This is a genomic window from Streptomyces sp. NBC_01707 (assembly GCF_041438805.1).
In the GTDB taxonomy this organism is placed as follows: Bacteria; Actinomycetota; Actinomycetes; order Streptomycetales; family Streptomycetaceae; genus Streptomyces.
On sequence record NZ_CP109190.1, the window covers coordinates 6,528,537 to 6,544,545 of the forward strand.

Annotated in this window: 11 protein-coding genes; 4 read left to right on the forward strand and 7 right to left on the reverse strand. The window is 72.6% G+C overall.

The window, feature by feature from the left end:
• Positions 1–280 precede the first annotated feature (280 nt).
• Genes ettA through OG963_RS29320 form a run of 3 tightly spaced genes read left to right on the forward strand, consistent with a single transcriptional unit; the run spans position 281 to position 3,068 of the window.
• Positions 281–1,945: an energy-dependent translational throttle protein EttA gene (gene ettA / locus OG963_RS29310; RefSeq protein WP_078878838.1), complete on the forward strand. Its 1,665-nt coding sequence runs from the start codon at positions 281–283 to the stop codon at positions 1,943–1,945.
• 5 nt (positions 1,946–1,950) lie between these two features.
• Positions 1,951–2,373, forward strand: a complete 423-nt coding sequence (locus OG963_RS29315; RefSeq protein WP_030921448.1) for a thioesterase family protein — start codon at positions 1,951–1,953, stop codon at positions 2,371–2,373.
• Positions 2,370–3,068 (forward strand): hypothetical protein, encoded by a 699-nt coding sequence (locus tag OG963_RS29320; RefSeq protein ID WP_093774252.1) that lies wholly within the window; start codon positions 2,370–2,372, stop codon positions 3,066–3,068. The genes OG963_RS29315 and OG963_RS29320 overlap by 4 nt, the downstream gene beginning before the upstream one ends.
• Before the next feature lie 37 nt (positions 3,069–3,105).
• Here the strand turns inward: OG963_RS29320 and OG963_RS29325 are convergent, their stop codons facing one another.
• The 4 genes from OG963_RS29325 to OG963_RS29340 form a co-directional block, all read right to left on the reverse strand.
• Entirely contained in the window at positions 3,106–4,068 is a 963-nt protein-coding gene (locus tag OG963_RS29325) for an ABC transporter ATP-binding protein (protein ID WP_093930305.1), read from the reverse strand.
• A complete protein-coding gene (locus OG963_RS29330) occupies positions 4,065–6,890 on the reverse strand; it encodes an FtsX-like permease family protein (protein ID WP_093930304.1) in 2,826 nt (941 codons plus the stop codon). The genes OG963_RS29325 and OG963_RS29330 overlap by 4 nt, the downstream gene beginning before the upstream one ends.
• Position 6,891: 1 nt before the next feature.
• On the reverse strand, positions 6,892–10,212 hold the full coding sequence (locus OG963_RS29335; protein ID WP_371799639.1) for an FtsX-like permease family protein: 3,321 nt from the start codon (positions 10,210–10,212) through the stop codon (positions 6,892–6,894).
• A 211-nt stretch (positions 10,213–10,423) separates the two neighbouring features.
• The gene (locus OG963_RS29340; RefSeq protein WP_030921426.1) at positions 10,424–10,828 is read right to left on the reverse strand and encodes a globin; all 405 of its coding nucleotides are present in this window, start codon (positions 10,826–10,828) and stop codon (positions 10,424–10,426) included.
• A gap of 117 nt (positions 10,829–10,945) precedes the next feature.
• Between OG963_RS29340 and OG963_RS29345 the strand changes: the two genes are divergently transcribed.
• On the forward strand, positions 10,946–11,941 hold the full coding sequence (locus OG963_RS29345; protein WP_319325043.1) for a methyltransferase domain-containing protein: 996 nt from the start codon (positions 10,946–10,948) through the stop codon (positions 11,939–11,941).
• A gap of 9 nt (positions 11,942–11,950) precedes the next feature.
• On the opposite strand, the gene OG963_RS29350 is transcribed toward OG963_RS29345, so the two are convergent.
• The 3 genes from OG963_RS29350 to OG963_RS29360 form a co-directional block, all read right to left on the reverse strand.
• Positions 11,951–13,048 carry an FHA domain-containing protein gene (locus tag OG963_RS29350; RefSeq protein WP_093930301.1) on the reverse strand — a complete coding sequence of 366 codons (1,098 nt, stop codon included), beginning with the start codon at positions 13,046–13,048 and terminating at the stop codon, positions 11,951–11,953.
• Between the two features lie 97 nt (positions 13,049–13,145).
• Positions 13,146–14,507, reverse strand: a complete 1,362-nt coding sequence (locus tag OG963_RS29355; protein WP_030921417.1) for a VWA domain-containing protein — start codon at positions 14,505–14,507, stop codon at positions 13,146–13,148.
• A gap of 82 nt (positions 14,508–14,589) precedes the next feature.
• Complete coding sequence (locus OG963_RS29360; RefSeq protein ID WP_030921414.1) at positions 14,590–16,008, reverse strand: PP2C family serine/threonine-protein phosphatase; 1,419 nt, start codon at positions 16,006–16,008, stop codon at positions 14,590–14,592.
• Position 16,009: the final 1 nt, after the last annotated feature.

Genomic DNA, 16,009 nt, shown 5'->3' on the forward strand with positions numbered 1-16,009 from the left:
GCAGCTCGACGCCGTGGACGCCAAGATCCGTAAGGCTGAGGCGGCTACCGGCCCGCGAAGCCGTGCCACTGGCCATGCGGGGACACCTGGGCCGTCCCTGGGCCGTCCGAGGATGGCCCGCGTCGACCGACGGCGACAGACGACGACAGGTACGGGACGGTCGGTGCCCAGGTCGCGGGCGTGAGGGACGTCGCCCGGGTTCCCGTTTCCTTCCTGGGGTGGACGTCAGGCAAGATGGGGTGTATCTGCCCACACCTCTATTGCTGCCGGACGGTTTCTCTTGGCTGAGTTCATCTACACCATGCGCAAGACGCGCAAGGCGCACGGCGACAAGGTGATCCTCGATGACGTCACCCTGAACTTCCTGCCCGGCGCGAAGATCGGTGTCGTTGGCCCCAACGGTGCCGGTAAGTCCACGGTGCTGAAGATCATGGCGGGCCTGGAGCAGCCGTCCAACGGTGACGCGTTCCTGTCGCCCGGCTTCAGCGTCGGCATCCTCATGCAGGAGCCGCTGCTCGACGAGTCGAAGACCGTGCTGGAGAACGTCCAGGCCGGCGCCGCCGAGATCATGGGCAAGCTCACGCGCTTCAACGAGGTCGCCGAGCTCATGGCGACGGACTACTCGGACGCGCTGATGGAGGAGATGGGCAAGCTCCAGGAGGACCTGGACCACGCCAACGCGTGGGACCTGGACGCCCAGCTGGAGCAGGCCATGGACGCCCTGGGCTGCCCGCCCGGCGACTGGCCGGTCGTCAACCTCTCCGGTGGCGAGAAGCGCCGCGTCGCGCTCTGCAAGCTGCTGATCGAGGCCCCGGACCTGCTCCTCCTCGACGAGCCCACCAACCACCTCGACGCCGAGTCGGTGAACTGGCTGGAGCAGCACCTCTCGAAGTACTCGGGCGCCGTCGTCGCCGTCACGCACGACCGGTACTTCCTGAACAACGTCGCCGAGTGGATCCTCGAGCTGGACCGCGGCCGCGCGCTCCCGTACGAGGGCAACTACTCCACCTACCTCGACAAGAAGGCCGCCCGCCTCAAGGTCGAGGGCCGTAAGGACGAGAAGCGCGCCAAGCGGCTCAAGGAAGAGCTGGAGTGGGTCCGCTCCAACGCCAAGGGCCGGCAGACCAAGTCCAAGGCACGTCTCGCCCGGTACGAGGAGATGGCGGCCGAGGCGGACAAGATGCGGAAGCTGGACTTCGAGGAGATCCAGATTCCGCCGGGCCCGCGGCTCGGTTCCATCGTCGTCGAGGTCAACAACCTCTCGAAGGCCTTCGGCGACAAGGTCCTCATCGACGACCTGTCGTTCACGCTGCCGCGCAACGGCATCGTCGGCGTCATCGGTCCGAACGGCGCGGGCAAGACCACGCTGTTCAAGATGATCCAGGGCCTGGAGACGCCGGACAGCGGCGCCATCAAGGTCGGCGAGACCGTCAAGATCTCCTACGTCGACCAGAGCCGCGCCAACATCGACCCCAAGAAGACCCTCTGGGCGGTCGTGTCGGACGAGCTCGACTACATCAACGTCGGCCAGGTCGAGATGCCTTCGCGGGCGTACGTCTCCGCGTTCGGCTTCAAGGGCCCGGACCAGCAGAAGCCTGCCGGGGTCCTCTCCGGTGGTGAGCGCAACCGTCTCAACCTGGCGCTCACGCTCAAGGAGGGCGGCAACCTGCTGCTCCTCGACGAGCCCACCAACGACCTCGACGTCGAGACCCTGTCCTCGCTGGAGAACGCACTCCTGGAGTTCCCGGGCGCCGCGGTGGTCATCTCCCACGACCGCTGGTTCCTGGACCGCGTCGCCACGCACATCCTGGCGTACGAGGGCGAGTCCAAGTGGTACTGGTTCGAGGGCAACTTCGAGTCGTACGAGAAGAACAAGGTCGAGCGTCTCGGCGCGGACGCGGCCCGCCCGCACCGCGCCACGTACAAGAAGCTCACGCGAGGCTGATCGTCTTGGCTCGTCACATCTACAGCTGTCCGCTGCGCTGGTCGGACATGGATGCCTTCGGCCACGTCAACAACGTGGTCTTCCTCCGCTACCTGGAGGAGGCGCGCATCGACTTCATGTTCCGGCTGGCGCCGGGGGACGGCTCGCCGTCCTTCGCGGGCGGGTCCGTCGTGGCCCGGCACGAGATCGACTACGTGCGCCCGCTGGTCCACCGGCACGCACCGGTGACCGTCGAGTCGTGGGTCACGAAGATAGGTGCCGCGTCGCTGACGATCTGCTACGAGATCAAGGACCCGGACCAGGTGTACGTGCGGGCCTCGACCGTCGTCGTGCCGTACAACCTGGCCGAGGAGCGGCCGCGGCGGATCTCCGCGGAGGAGAAGCACTTCCTCCAGGAGTTCCTGGCCGAGGAGCCCGCCGCCGCATGACGGTTCCCGTGCAGTCGCTGGAGTTCGCGGACGCGAGGGAGGCGGCGGATCTTGCCGCCTTCCTCGGACGGCTGCTCCACTACGACCGGGCCGCCGCCGTCCGTCTGCAGGCGGGCGGCGGCGCGCTGGCCGTGTTCGGCAGGCCGCCGTCGTTCGAGGTCCTGGCCATCCGGACGGCGCGGCTGCGCGGCTCGCACGACTTCGACATCACCGTGTCCGCCGGTGAACTCCTCGAATCGCTCGACATCGACGACGCCACCCGCGAGGCACACGGTGCGGGTTCCCTGCCCGCGCCCGTCACCGGGCCGCCGTGGACCGGAGTCCTCCCGCCGCGCGGCGGGTGGCACGAGCAGCCGGGGCTGCCCGACCCCGTCGCGCTGCGCGTCGAACTGAGCGCCGCGGTGGCGGAGTTCCGCTCCCGCGACGAGGCGCTGCCCGCGGACCGCCGCACCAGGGCGGAACGGGACCTGATCGGCCGCGAGATCTGGTCGCGCACGGTCGGGGACACGGAACTCCCGCTGCGCGCCGTCCACGCCGCCCAGTCCCTCGGCTTCCTCCGCCCGGCCCCGGACTTCCCGGTCGCCCTGCTCGCGTCCGGCCCCTGGCTGCGGCTGCGTACCCCGTTCGGCTCCATCGCGCTGCGCGGTGCGGGCGGCGGCCTCGGCGATCTCGGGGTGTCGGTCGGCGTCCGCTGACGCCGCGTCCGGAACCAACCCGCCGGAGAGGCGCCCGCTATCCGCGCTGCTGGTCGTCCGGCCACACCCCGATGTGGTCCTGCTCCAGTTCCAGCATCACGCGGTGCTCCATCCCGAGCGTCTCCGTGTACTCGGCGGGCAGCTGCAGCCGCCCCGCGCGGTCGAGCATCGCGTACTCGCGGGCCACCTGGGACTCCTGGCCCGTCGCCGCGTCCACCTCCGTACGACGCAGCACCTCGGACGACGTACGGCCGTCGCGGATGGCGACCGTGCGTCGGACCTCGCCCGCCACCGCCTGGTCGTGGGTGACGATCACGATCGTCGTGCCCAGTTCCTCGTTGGCCCGGCGGAACGCGGCGAAGACCTGCTCGCCCGTCGCCGAGTCGAGCTCGCCGGTCGGCTCATCGGCGAGCAGCACATGGGGATTGTTGGCGAGCGCGACAGCGATCGCGACCCGCTGCTGCTGGCCGCCGGACATCTGCGGGGGCCGCCGGTCGCGGCAGTCCGCGACATCGAGCATCTGCAGCAGCGACTCGGCGCGCGCGGCGCGTTCGCGGTTCCGGCCGCGGCCGCGCAACTGCATGGGCAGCGTGATGTTCTGGACGGCGGTGAGGTAGGGGAGCAGGTTGCGGGCGGTCTGCTGCCAGACGAACCCGACGACGTCCCGGCGGTAACGGAGCCGTTCCTTCGGGCCCATCGACAGCAGATCGCAGCCCGCGACCTTCGCCGACCCCGCCGTCGGTACGTCGAGGCCCGCGAGAATGTTCATCAGGGTCGACTTGCCGCTGCCGGACGCCCCGACGAGCGCCATCAACTCGCCCTCGGTGACCAGCAGATCGAGGCCCTGGAGGGCCTGCACCTCCACCCCGTCCGCGCTGAAGATGCGGACCAGCCGATCGCAGGCGATCAGCGCGTCGTGCCCGTACGAGGGCCGGTCACGGCGTGCGGCGGCCCGCTGTTCGAGCTCCGCCAGAGTGGCCTCGGTCGTCGAGGTCGTCATCGGGTGTCTCCTGCCCTGAGTTCGGTGATCGATCCACGGCGCCCGGCCCACCAGGCCTGTACGGCTGCCACGGTGGCGGCGAGGGCGACCACGCCGAGCGCCGGCAGCGCCAGCGACCACGGGTCGGCCCGCAGCGGAGCGGTGTCGAGTGCGTCGGAGCCGGGCCCGCTGGACAGCGCCAGCTGTACCAGGTCGACGCCGGGGGCCAACAGGACGATCGTCGACCAGCCGACGAGCAGTCCGCCGACGGCGGCCAGCAGCGCCTGCGGCATCGCCTCGAGGCCGAGCAGCCGTCTGCCCTGCCGGAGGGTGAGGCCCATGGTCCGCAGCCGGGCCAGCAGCGCGGTGCGTTCCGGTGCGGTCTGCAGCAGCGACAGCAGTACGGCCAGCAGCGCGTAGCCCGCGCCGGCCGCGATCGCCGCCGCGTAGATCCCCTCGGCGCCCGACTGCATGGGGGTGTCGACGAACGCCGCACGCTCCTCGGACCGCAGCTGCACGGCGAACGTCGAGCCCGCCCGGTGCGCGGCCGCGCGCAATGCCTTCGCGTCCGGGGAGGCGCCGGTGACCAGCAGGGTGGTGGTCTGCCGGTGGGTGAGGGACGCGGCGTCGACGATCAGGAAGCCGGCGGTGTCGACGGCCGGTGTGCGCGTCACCGTTCCGACGACGCGCACCTTGAAGTCCCCGGCCTGCGAGCGGATGTCGCGCGGCCGTTCGCCGAGCCGCTCGGCCACGGCCGGTGACGCGAGGACGGGCAGCACCCGGTCCTTCGACGGCAGCGTGCCCTTCCTGGGTGCCGCTCCGCCGGCCTTCAGACGGTCTGCCGGAAACGGTCCGATACCGGTTGCGCGCGCCAGCTTCGCGTACGTTCCCGGGTCGACTCCGACCAGCGTGGTGCCCTTCGCGTCCTCGACGCCGGGCTCGTCGGACGGCAGCGGTACGCCGTACTCGATCTGGACCGGCGCCACATCCCGTACACCGCCCGCCTTCCGTACGTCCCGGACCAGCCGGTCCGGCATCGGCATCGCATCGCCCTCGCCGCTGATCCGGGCGTCCGCACCGGTGGCCCGCACCGCCGCGTCGTCCCGGGCGTTCGCGACACCCGCCAGCACCGAGCCGCCGAACGCCGCCGTCGTCAGTGCGACCAGCAGCGCCAACAGAGCCGGTGCGCCGCTCACCGACGCACGCCCGGCACGGGCCAGGGCGAGGAAGCCGACCGCGCCGCGCAGCCGCGCGACGGTGCGGGAGGCGAGCCGCAGCGGCAGCGGGTACAGACGGGCGAGGACCAGCGCCGCGATCAGCCCGACCAGCACCGGAGCTGCGCTGACCAGGAAGTCCGTGCCGCCGCCCGCGGCCGTACCGCGACGGCGCAGCGCGGACACCGCGCCGACGGCCAGCACCAGCACGGTGAGTTCGGCAACCGTGCGCCGCCGCGACGGACGGGCGGTCATCATGTCGTCGCGGGCGCCGTGCAGCCGCGGCCGGCGGTGAAGGAGCGTCGTACCCAGCGGCAGGGCGACGCAGACCGGTACGGCGACGGCGGCGGCCCCGACGACCGCGGGCCACAGCCGGGCCGGGCCGACGGCGGCAACGGCGAGCAGCAGTCCGAGTGCCGCCGCGGGCACCGTCGTCACCGCGGTCTCCGCGAGCAGCCGCCCGCCGATGCCGCGCAACGATCCGCCGCGTGAGCGCAGCAGGGCCAGTTCGCTGTGGCGGCGGGCGGCGAACAGGCCGCCCGTCATCAGCAGCACGACGGCGGCGACGGCGCCGATCCCGACGGCGGCGACCGTGACGACCGGGCTGATCGCCGAACGCAACGCGTCGTACCGGGTGAGGACCACGTCCAGATCGGTCGTCAGCGTCGCCGCCGGACCGGCCAGCGCGCGGAGCTTGAGCAGCTCCGGGCCGCTCTCCAGAGAAGCCACCCGGGAACGGAGCCGGTCCACGTCGAGAGCGGTGAGCCGGGAGGCGTCCGGCGCGATCCGCCAGTACGGCTCGGGCGCACCGGTCGTGGAGAGCAGCGCGGGCGCCGCGTCCGGCGGCAGCAACAGGGCCGCTATCCAGTAGTAGAGGGGAGGGCCCTTGCCGCTCGTCGGGACCAGCGCCGGTGTACGCAGCAGGCGCTCGAAAGACCAGTAGGCGGCACCCGGAAGCTTCGGGGCGACTATGCCGGTGATCCGTACGGTCAGCGGCTCCTCGCCCCGGGTCGGTACATCGATCGTCGAACCCACCTTGAGCCCCAGGGCCTTCGCGGTCTCTTCGGTGACCGCGGCCTCGACCTCCGTGGCGGTGGTGGTGACCTCGCCGTGGACGGTGGGCCAGGCACCGTCGCGCAGCGTGGCGTGGGCGGGCAGGGCCGAGGGGGTGGCGTACGTCAGCTCGGGATCGAGGCCGTAGGGCCGGGGCAGCCATTTCTCCCCGGCGGCGATCGGCTCCGTCGTGCGGATGCCGTACGAGGACTGGAAGGCGTCCGCCCGCACCGGTTCGGGCAGCCCGGCCAGCACCTTGCGGTGGACCGCGCCCAGCGCCGCCTCGCGCACCGCTGCCGCGCGCGCCGCCTCGACACCCAGGGCGGGCGGCGGAGCGGTCAGCTCCAGGACGCTGCGCCTGGGGTCCTCGACAACCAGGTCGTGGCGCAGCCCTTTGCTCTCGTACGTGTCGACGGCCCGTGGGAAGGCGGCGGCGAGGAATGCCGTGACCAGCACCAGCAACCCGAGCGCGCAGGCGGCCGCGGGGGCGGTACGCAGCCGGGTGCGGACCCACGGGGCACAGGCCGCGGCCCGGGCGACGCCTGCGGAACGACCGCTGTCGGAACGTGGGCTCATGTCAGTTGTCCCCCTGGTGGCGCAGTGAAGTCACCGGGTCGGCGCGGCGCAGGGCGATCGCCGCCACGATCAGCAGCGGCAGCGCGGCGACGCCCGCCAGCAGTGCGGCGACCTGCCCGGCCGGCAGTTGCACCAGTACGGGCGGCACCGGCTGGGCGGCCTGCCCGGTCAGCACGATGAGTGGCACGACGGCCCTGGTCAGTACGGCCCCGAGCGCGAACCCGACCAGCAGCGCGATGGCGATCAGTACGCCCTGCTCGGTGGCGATCATCCGGGCCGGCGCGCGGCGCGGCGCCCCGAGCGCCCGCAGCACGGCGAATTCGGCGGACCGTTCGCGCTGCGATCCGACAACGCTCACCGCGAAGCCGACCGCTGCCAGCGCGGCGGCGACGACCGCCACAGCGAGCAGCGCGGACTGCGGCCCGGCGCCCAGCGGGTCGCCCAGCAGATCCCGGGCCACCTCGTCACGGACCAGGACCTGCGCCGGGTCGGTGTCGGGCTGTGCACGGAGTGCGGCGGCGACCTTCCCGGTCTGGCCGGGATCGGTGCTCAGCCACCATTCGGTGGCGGTGAGGACGGCGTTCGGGCGGTCTGCGAAGACCTGGCCGAGAGCCCTGAGGTCGAGCAGCAGCGCGCCGCCGTCCCGGAGCCGGGACGTCTCGGCGGCAGCGGCGGTGGCGACGCCCGGCCCGGTGGTGGGCAGCTGACGGGTCGTCCGCACGATCTTCACCCGGACCGTTTGGCCGGCCAGCGTGACATCGACGTTCTGCCCCGGCTTCGCTCCGGTCGCCTTCAGGTAGGCGTCGGTGGCGACCCCGCGGAGCGGCTGGGCCTCGGCGTGGGGCGCAGCGGCCCGCAGGTTGAGGGTCGGTACCCCGTAGCCCGTGTCCTCGACCGAAACGGACCCGGTGTCGTATCGGAGCGTCAGCGGGTCCCGGTCGGAGGAGGTCGCGTGGACGCGGGCGCCCGGCTGCGTCTCGTTGAGCAGACTGGTGGTCAGGGCGCCCTGCCAGTCGAACCCGGCCGGGACGGGGACCGGCTGTTCGGTGCCGTCCGCGGTCACGGTCCGCAGTCGGTTCACGGTGACCAGGTGCGTCTCGGCGTGCTCGACGGGCTGCCTGCTGTCCAGTTCGAACCCGGTCACGGCCAGCTCACCGGCGGCCGCCACCGCGAGCGACAGGGGGTGCACCCGGCCGTCGGCCGGTACCGGTCCGAGGAGCACCTGGTACGGCAGGCCGTAACGGTCCTCCAGCTCCACGGTGACCAGTGGGGCCATGCCGGACGGTGACGCCCGGTGCGGCGCGGAGGGCACGGCGATCCGCAGGTCGAACCGGATCTCCCTGCTGCCCTTCGGCAGCAGCAGCCCGGTCCGCGCGGTCTTCGGCGGTTCGAGCGCGCTGAGCAGCCGGTCCACCGGTTCGCCGGCGAGATCGTCGCGCATCAGCATCCGCTCGTCGGCGTGCGCGGTGTCGAGAGCGACCACGTCGGCCGTGCGGTCGCCGGACAGATCCACCTTCGTGCGGAACGCGGGCGCGGCCTCCCGCACCCCCGGCAGCTGTGCGTACGCCCCGGCCTTCGCCGGATCGCCGTTGACCCCGCCGACCATGCGCACCGACGTGCCGGTCCTGAAGTCGGCCTGGTCGCCCTGCGAACGGTCCCAGGACGCGCTCTGCCCGATCGCCAGCATCCCCATCGCGGCAGCCAGGACGAGCAGCAGCACCGGTCCGGCGCCGCGCAGCGGACGGCGGCTGAACTGCCAGCCGGCCAGCGCGGTGGACAGCCCCCGACCGCCTGCCGCACGACGTTCCGCCAGCCTGGCCGCGGGCGGCAGCAGCCGCAGCGTCAGTACGGTGCCCGCGAGCAGCAGCAGCGCGGGTGCGGCGACGAGCAGCGGATCGACGCCGAGATCGCCCTCCCGGTCACCGCTGAGCGCACCGCTGCCGGAGCTGCCGGTCTGCCGGTCGAGCTGCCAGTACGCCACCGCCGCGATCAGCAGCAGTCCGATGTCGGCGCCCGCGCGCACCGGGCCGGGCAGCGCGGTGGCCCGGCTGCGGCTGCGCCCGCCCGCGCTGGCGGCCAGCGCGGGGGCGACGACGGCCAGCGCACAGGCCAGCGCGACGGCGGCGGCCACCAGCCAGACGGTGCCGGTCGCGCCCGCGTCGAGCCGCAGCCCGAGCCGGGTCAGCTCGCTGCGGTCCGCCAGCAGCCGGGTCAGCGGCCCGGCCAGCAGCGGGGCGATGACGGCGGCGGGCAGCGCCAGCAGCAGCGCCTCGATCGCGGCGAGCGAGGTGATCCGGCCGCGCGAACCGCCGCGGGCCCGCAGCAGGTCCGTCTCCCCGCCGCGCTCACTGCTCAGCAACCGGGCCACGAGCAGCAGTGCGTAACCGGCGAGCAGCACCAGCTGCACGGCGACGATCATCAGGGTCGAGCGGGACACCAGCAGTGCCCGGTCGATCTGGTCCAGGACGGTGGGCAGCGACGTCTGCGCGAGGGCCCCGTCCTTGAACTCCGGGGAGGCGAGGAGCGCCTTCGGGCCCCTGGTCGATGCGGTGTGCAGCGCGTGGATGCGGTCCGTGGTGACGGTACGGAAGTCGGCGACCGCCAGCCACGACATCTCGCCCGAGCTGATCCGCCCGGAGTCGAGCACGGCGGGATCGGTGAGCAGCGGACCGTACGTGGTGAAGACGACCTTGCGGATGCCGCGCCCGCCGAGCTCGTCCAACTGCCAGTACGGGTCGGCCTGGTCGGCTGCCTCGTAGAGGCCGGTGATCAGGACCGGCAGCCTGGTGCCGTCGGCGAGCCGGTCGGTGAGCGTGAGTCGCGCGCCGGGCTTCAGCTTCAGGACATCGGCGGCGACGGAGGGCAGGGCCACCTCGACGGGGGCGCCGCTCTTCCCGCTCCCGGCGCCGGGCATGCGGCCGGCGGTGAGACGGACCCGGCTGCGGTCGAGCGAGGCGAATCGGGTGAGATCCGGATCGCCGCGCCGGGCCGCCGGCGCCTGCAGGCTGCGTGGCAGGGCGTACGGCCCCGAGGACTTCAACGTCCTTACGGTCACCGCCAGGCCGTCGAACGTCTCACGGGCGGTCTTGCGAGCGGTCGCGTCGGCCGCCTCCCGCTGCTCGCGCTCCACCTGCGCGGAGATGACGAGCGAGGCGGACGCGGCGGAGCGGTGGGTGAGCGTGTGGCGCAGGGCCGCGTCGCCGATGGAGCCGGAGAAGGCGGTGAGCGCCGCCAGCACGGATGTGGTGAGTAGGACGGCCAGGACGGCTGCGGCGAGAAGGAGCCGATGCGCCCTCACCCGCAGAAAGACGAACCCCGTCACCTGGCCCCCTCGACACTGTCACCCCGCACGCCCCCCGACGCTCCCAGGATGCTTTCAGAGCGCACCCACCTCTGGAAACCGCTTGCAGGTGCACCTTGATGGGATCGTGACCGTTATGCGGCGGTGGAGCACCGCATTCCGCACAGCGCACGGGCACGGAATGGGGAGAAAGGTGAGAGAGGGGGAGAAAAGGGAGAACGGGGCGGAACCGTCAGCCCTCGGTGTTCACCATCGAGGCAGCGGCGTACGTGAGGTAGTCCCACAGTTGCCGCTCATGCTCCGGGGACAGTCCGAGCTCGTCGAGAGCCACCCGCATCCGGGCCAGCCAGGCATCGTGCGCGGCCCGGTCCACCCGGAACGGGACGTGCCGCATCCGCAGCCGGGGGTGACCGCGCTGCTCGCTGTACGTCCGGGGACCACCCCAGTACTGGATCAGGAACAGCGTGAACCGTTCCTCGGCCGGCCCCAGATCCTCTTCCGGATACATCGGCCGCAGCAGCGGGTCCTCGGCAACCCCCTGGTAGAAGCGGTGGACCAGGCGCCGGAAGGTCTCCTCGCCGCCGACCTGCTCGTAGAAGGTCTGCTCCTGAAGCGTGTCGTGCGGATTCTCTGTCACCCGTCCATGGTCGCAGACGCACCGGCCGAGGACCTGGGTCCTAGGACCCGGGCCCGGGACCGGAGGGTCACTGTGCGCCTCGTCGCTTCCGCGGGGCGCGAGCGGGAGAGTGGAGGTATGGGCGCATACCTGGATCAGTTCTCGGAGGCGGGCGCCGAGGCCCGACGCGCGATGGTGCGGGAAATGGTCAGGCGCGGTGCGCTGAAGGACCCTGCCTGGCGTGCCGCGTTCGAGGAGGTGCCGCGCCACCTGTTCGTGCCGTACTACTTCGTGGCCGGGACCGGCGGGCCCCAGCGGCTCTGGTGCGAGGACCCCGACCCGGCCCGGCGGGCCCGGTGGCTGCACGGCGCCTACGAGGACGAGGCGCTGGCCACCCGGATCCGGGACGGCGAACTCGTGTCGTCGAGCAGTCAGCCGTCGCTGATGGCCCGGATGCTGGAGGAACTGGAGATCGCGGACGGCATGACCGTCCTGGAGATCGGTGCGGGCACCGGCTACAACGCCGCTCTGCTCGCCCACCGCCTCGGCGACGACGCGGTGACCACCATCGACCTCGACCCGGAGATCACGGAGTCGGCGCGCAGACATCTCGCGGCGGCCGGCCACCGCCCGGCGGTGATCACCGGGGACGGGGCGCGGGGCTGCCCCGAGCGGGGCCCGTACGACCGGATCATCGCGACCTGCACCCTGCCGTCCGTACCGCAGGCATGGCTGGCGCAGTGCAGGCCGGGGGCGCGGATCCTGGCGCCGTTCGCCACCGGTCTGATCATGCTGGGGGTCCGGGAGACGCCGCACGGCAGGTGTGCCGAGGGGCGGTTCCTGTACACGCCCGCGTACTTCGTGCCGCTGCGCGGGGCGGTGCCGCCGCCGGTGCGCCACCCGCGCACCGCGGGAGTGCCGAGGCGGGTGGCCGACGACGAGTTGTTCCTGTTCATGCTGACGCTGACCGGATCCACTCTCGACCCGCGCGAGGCCCTCTCCCTCTGGCAGCGGGAGGGACGCCCTGAGCGGGCGAGGTTCGGCCTCACGGTCCGGGAGGGGCGGCAGTGGGCCTGGCTGGACGACCCGGAGGGGCCGTACGCCTGGCCGCTGCCTGCCGACCTCTCGGACTGAGCGTTCCGGTCAGCCGCGCCGGATGGTGATCGTCGTCCACGCCCCGACGTGCACCTGGTCGCCGTCCTGGAGCGGTACGGGGACGTAGGGCTGGATCGGGTCCTCGGCGCCGTTCAGCGTGGTGCCGTTCGTGGAGTTCTGGTCGACCACGGCCCAGCTGCCGTCGGGCTGCTGCACCAGCACCGCGTGCTGGTGCGAGACCCCCGGGTCCTCCGGCGGCACGGACAGATCGACATCGGGGGACTCGCCGGTGCTGTGCCGACGACGGCCGATGGTGACCTGGTTGCCGGTGAGCGGGAGGTGCTGCTCCGGGGAGTACGCGGGCAGGTTGAGCCCGGTCGCCTCGGGGCCGCTCCGCTGCATCATCGCGAGGAAGTACTCACGGTCCGGGGCGATGACCGCCGTCCAGTTCGCGGGCGCCTGGTTCGGGACCTGGCTCTGGAAGGGCGGCTGCTGCCTCGGGGGCTGCGGTGCCTGCGGTGCCTGCGGCTGCGAGGGTGGCGGCAGCATCCAGTCGTCACCGGCAGGCTGCTGGACCTGTGGCTGCGGCGGTGCGGTCTGCTGCTGGAAGGACGGCGGGGGCGGCGGGCCCTGCCGCTGGAACGGGTTCGGCGGCTGCTGCGGACCCGGTCCGGGAGGACCCGGGTGGCTGCCGGGACCGGACAGCGGCTCGGCCGGACGGTTCACCTGCGAGGGCCGCGAGCTCTGGTACTCGAACGGATCGCGCTGCTGCTGCGGCGGGGGACCCTGCTGCGCCTGGAAGCCGGGCGGCAGGTTCAGGCCGGGCACCGGTCCGCCGGCACCCGGGCCCCCGTGCTGCGGGGCCAGCGGGGTGTACGACGTCGCCGTGTTCGTGAGGAAGTTCCACCGGCACTCCTCGCAGAACGGCGCCATCGCCTCACGCGGGGTGCGGCACTGCGGGCAGAGCTCCGCCTGCTGCGTCGCATCGGGGCCGGGGCCCTGCGGGTAGCCGTATCCGGGCGCGGGCGGCGGGGGAGGCGGCGGTGGGACTGCACCCGCGGGCGCGCCCGCGCCGGCCATGCGATGGCCGCAGACCTCGCACCAGTCGTCGGAACCCGACTGGTGTCCGTTCGGGCAGGTCGGCATGTCGGCGCTTCCCCCTCTCCTCGTCCGGCCCCGGGGGCCGTCGTCTCTGCTGCTTCGCCAGGTCGCCGAGCCGGCCGGCTGCCGGTCGGCCATCAGGTCATTTCTTCACGCGGACGGTCTTGGTGGAGCGCGTCTCGAGGGTCATCTCGTCGGCCTCCGCCACCTTCGCCTTCAGTCGCACAGTACCTGTCGCCGCATCCACGACGTCCACCACCTTCGAAAGCAGTTTCGCAGTATCGGCGTTCCCGGAGGCCGATGCCAGCTGCACCGCGCGGCCCAATTTCGCCGTCGCTCCGTCGAAATCGCCCGACTTGCGCGCATCGAGCCCTTGTTGGATGACTTGTGCCAGTTCCGCCTGGCCCGTGTAGTGCGCAACCTGCGGATTGATCGAGGTGGACGCCACCATGTCGTCGGTCCACACCGCCCGCACCAAGCCCTGCGAAAGCGTCTGCGGAGCCGCCGTCCCCGACGGGTCGGGGAGGATCAACGAGACGCGGGCCGCGAGCATCTCCTGCCCGATCCCGGCCTCCGGCACCTGTACGCACACGTGGTAGTCGCGGGATTCGTCGCCCCAGGACCCGGTCGGGTAGTCCCCGGCGCGCGGGCCCGCCTCGGTGCGGCGGTCGGTCAGCTCGGCGACCGTCGGCGCGACCTGCTTCACGAACTTGATCTCGACTCCGACGGGCGTCCAGAGCCGCAGCGCCACGTCCGCGACCTCCTTGCCCATCGCGTTCTCCATCATCTGCGTGAAGTCCGCGGCGAGCCCCGCCGGATCGGCGACGATGTCCACGGTGCCGAGCAGCGCGGAGGCTATGGCTGTGACTTCTTTCACCTCCCAGTCGGTGCCGACGCCCCGGGCGTCACAGGTGAAGCGGCCCGCGCACGCCTCGAGAGCGTCCGCCAGGTCCTCGGGCGACTCGTGCTCGTTGCGGCCGTCGGTGAGAAGGATCCCGTGCCGGATGTCCACGTCGGCGGCGCCGAGCAGCCGGTCGGCCAGCCGCAGCCAGGTGCCGATCGCCGTACCGCCGCCCGCACTGAGCCGACGCAGTGCCTCCTTCGCCTGGGCCCTGGTCTGTGCGTCCGCGGTGGCGAGGCGGCCGTTGCCCGGGTAGACCTCCTTGGCGACGTGCGTACCGCCGACCACGGCGAACGACGTGCCGTCGCGCAGGGTGTCGATGGCCGCGGCCGTCGCGTCGCGCGCGTTGCGCATCTTCGTCGGCGGATAGTCCATCGAACCGGAACAGTCCACCATGATCACCACGGCGGCGTTCGGCCCCTGCCCCGGCACACGGGCGGGCGAGGCGGTCGCGCCGGTCAGCGGGATGCCACCGGTGGTGCCGCCGCCGGTCGACGTGACCGTGACGATCGCGTTGACCTCGCGGCCGCCCTCCGGCAGATATTCGTTCTGGTACACCTCGACGGAGAACTGCGGCACGTGGGACTTGGAGAAGTTGGCCATCTGATCGGCTCCTGGCAAAGGTGGCAGAGCTGGCAAAGGTCGCAGTGGGCGAACGGACGGACGGAACCGGACTCAACAGGACTCAAGCGGTGCTGTAGGCCGATCCTGCCCCTTGTGGGGGTACGGCGAACGGCAGCAGAGCCACTGTTACGTTGTCGTGGCCCCCACCGTCGAGCGCGTGCCCCACCAGCACCTGGGCTCCGTGCAGCGGTCGTTCGTGCGCGTCCGGAGGGACGACGGCGGCCATCTCGGCGGCCGACTCCGCGTAGTTCCACAGCCCGTCCGTGCACACCACCACCAGACCCGGCCGGTCCGGTTTGAACGAGGCGGTGTGCGGCTCCAGTTCGTACGCATCGGCGCCTAGCCAGCCCGTGATGGCGTGGGCGCGCTCGTCCGCGTACGCCTCGGCCTCGTTCATCAGGCCCGTCGCCACCATCTGCGCGGCCCAGGAGTCGTCCTCGGTGAGCCGGGCGGGCGGGGTGGTCCGGTCGTCCGGCACCCAGTAGACGCGGCTGTCGCCGACCCAGCCGACGACCAGCAGGCCGCCCGCCATGACTGCGCCGACCAGGGTGCAGGCCGGGGCGTTCTGATGGTGGTGCGGATCGTGCTCCCGGGCCTGGCCGTCGTCGTGGGCGAGCGAGTTGACCGACTCGGCGGCGGCGACGATCGCCTCGTGCATCGCCTGCTGCGGGTGGGCGCCGCGCGGCAGCGACTCCAGCAGTGACTCGTTGGCGGCGATCGCGGCAGCGGCGGAGGCCTCGTCGGGGCGGCTGGCGGAGGAGACGCCGTCGCAGACGATCGCGACGACGGCCGGTGAGCCGTCCGGCAGGGCGGTGGTCGACACGGCGAACGAGTCCTCGTTGCGGTGATGGCGCAGCCCCCGGTCGCTGACGGCGGCCACCGAGCCGAGCTCCTGCTCCATGTGGTCGCGCTCGCGGGGCTGGGCGTGACCGCAGTTCTCGCAGTAGCCGTCGGGATCGACATGGCCGGCGCGGCAGGCGACGCACAGCTTGGTGCCGTCCGGCGGGGTGAGGGCCGCCTCCGGGAAGGCGACGCCTGCAGAGGTGCGGGGGTCGGGGGCGACGGGGGCCGCCAGCTCGAAGTCCCCTGAGCCGGAGACCGGGTCGGGGCTCGGCCCCGAGGTGTTCGGACGGTCGAAGCGGACACCTGCGGGAGCGTGTACCGGTGCGCCACCCGGCGCGGGCGGCTCGGACCGGCCGGCCACGGGGGCGGCCGACCACTCGACCGAACCCGAGGCCGCCGCGGTGGGCGCGCCCGGCCCGGAAGCCGTCGTTCCCCCCGGCGCACCGCCGAGGGCCGTGCCCCCCGGCGCACCGCCCTCCACGGGCGCGGCCATCGCGATCGTCGGGTGGTCCTGCGGCGGCGCCGGCACGACCGACAGGTCGTACCCGCACGCACCGCAGAACAGGTCGCCCGATTCCAGCGGCTCCTCGCAGTTCGGACACCTCGACAAGGCGGTCTCCTGGTGCATCTGCGACATC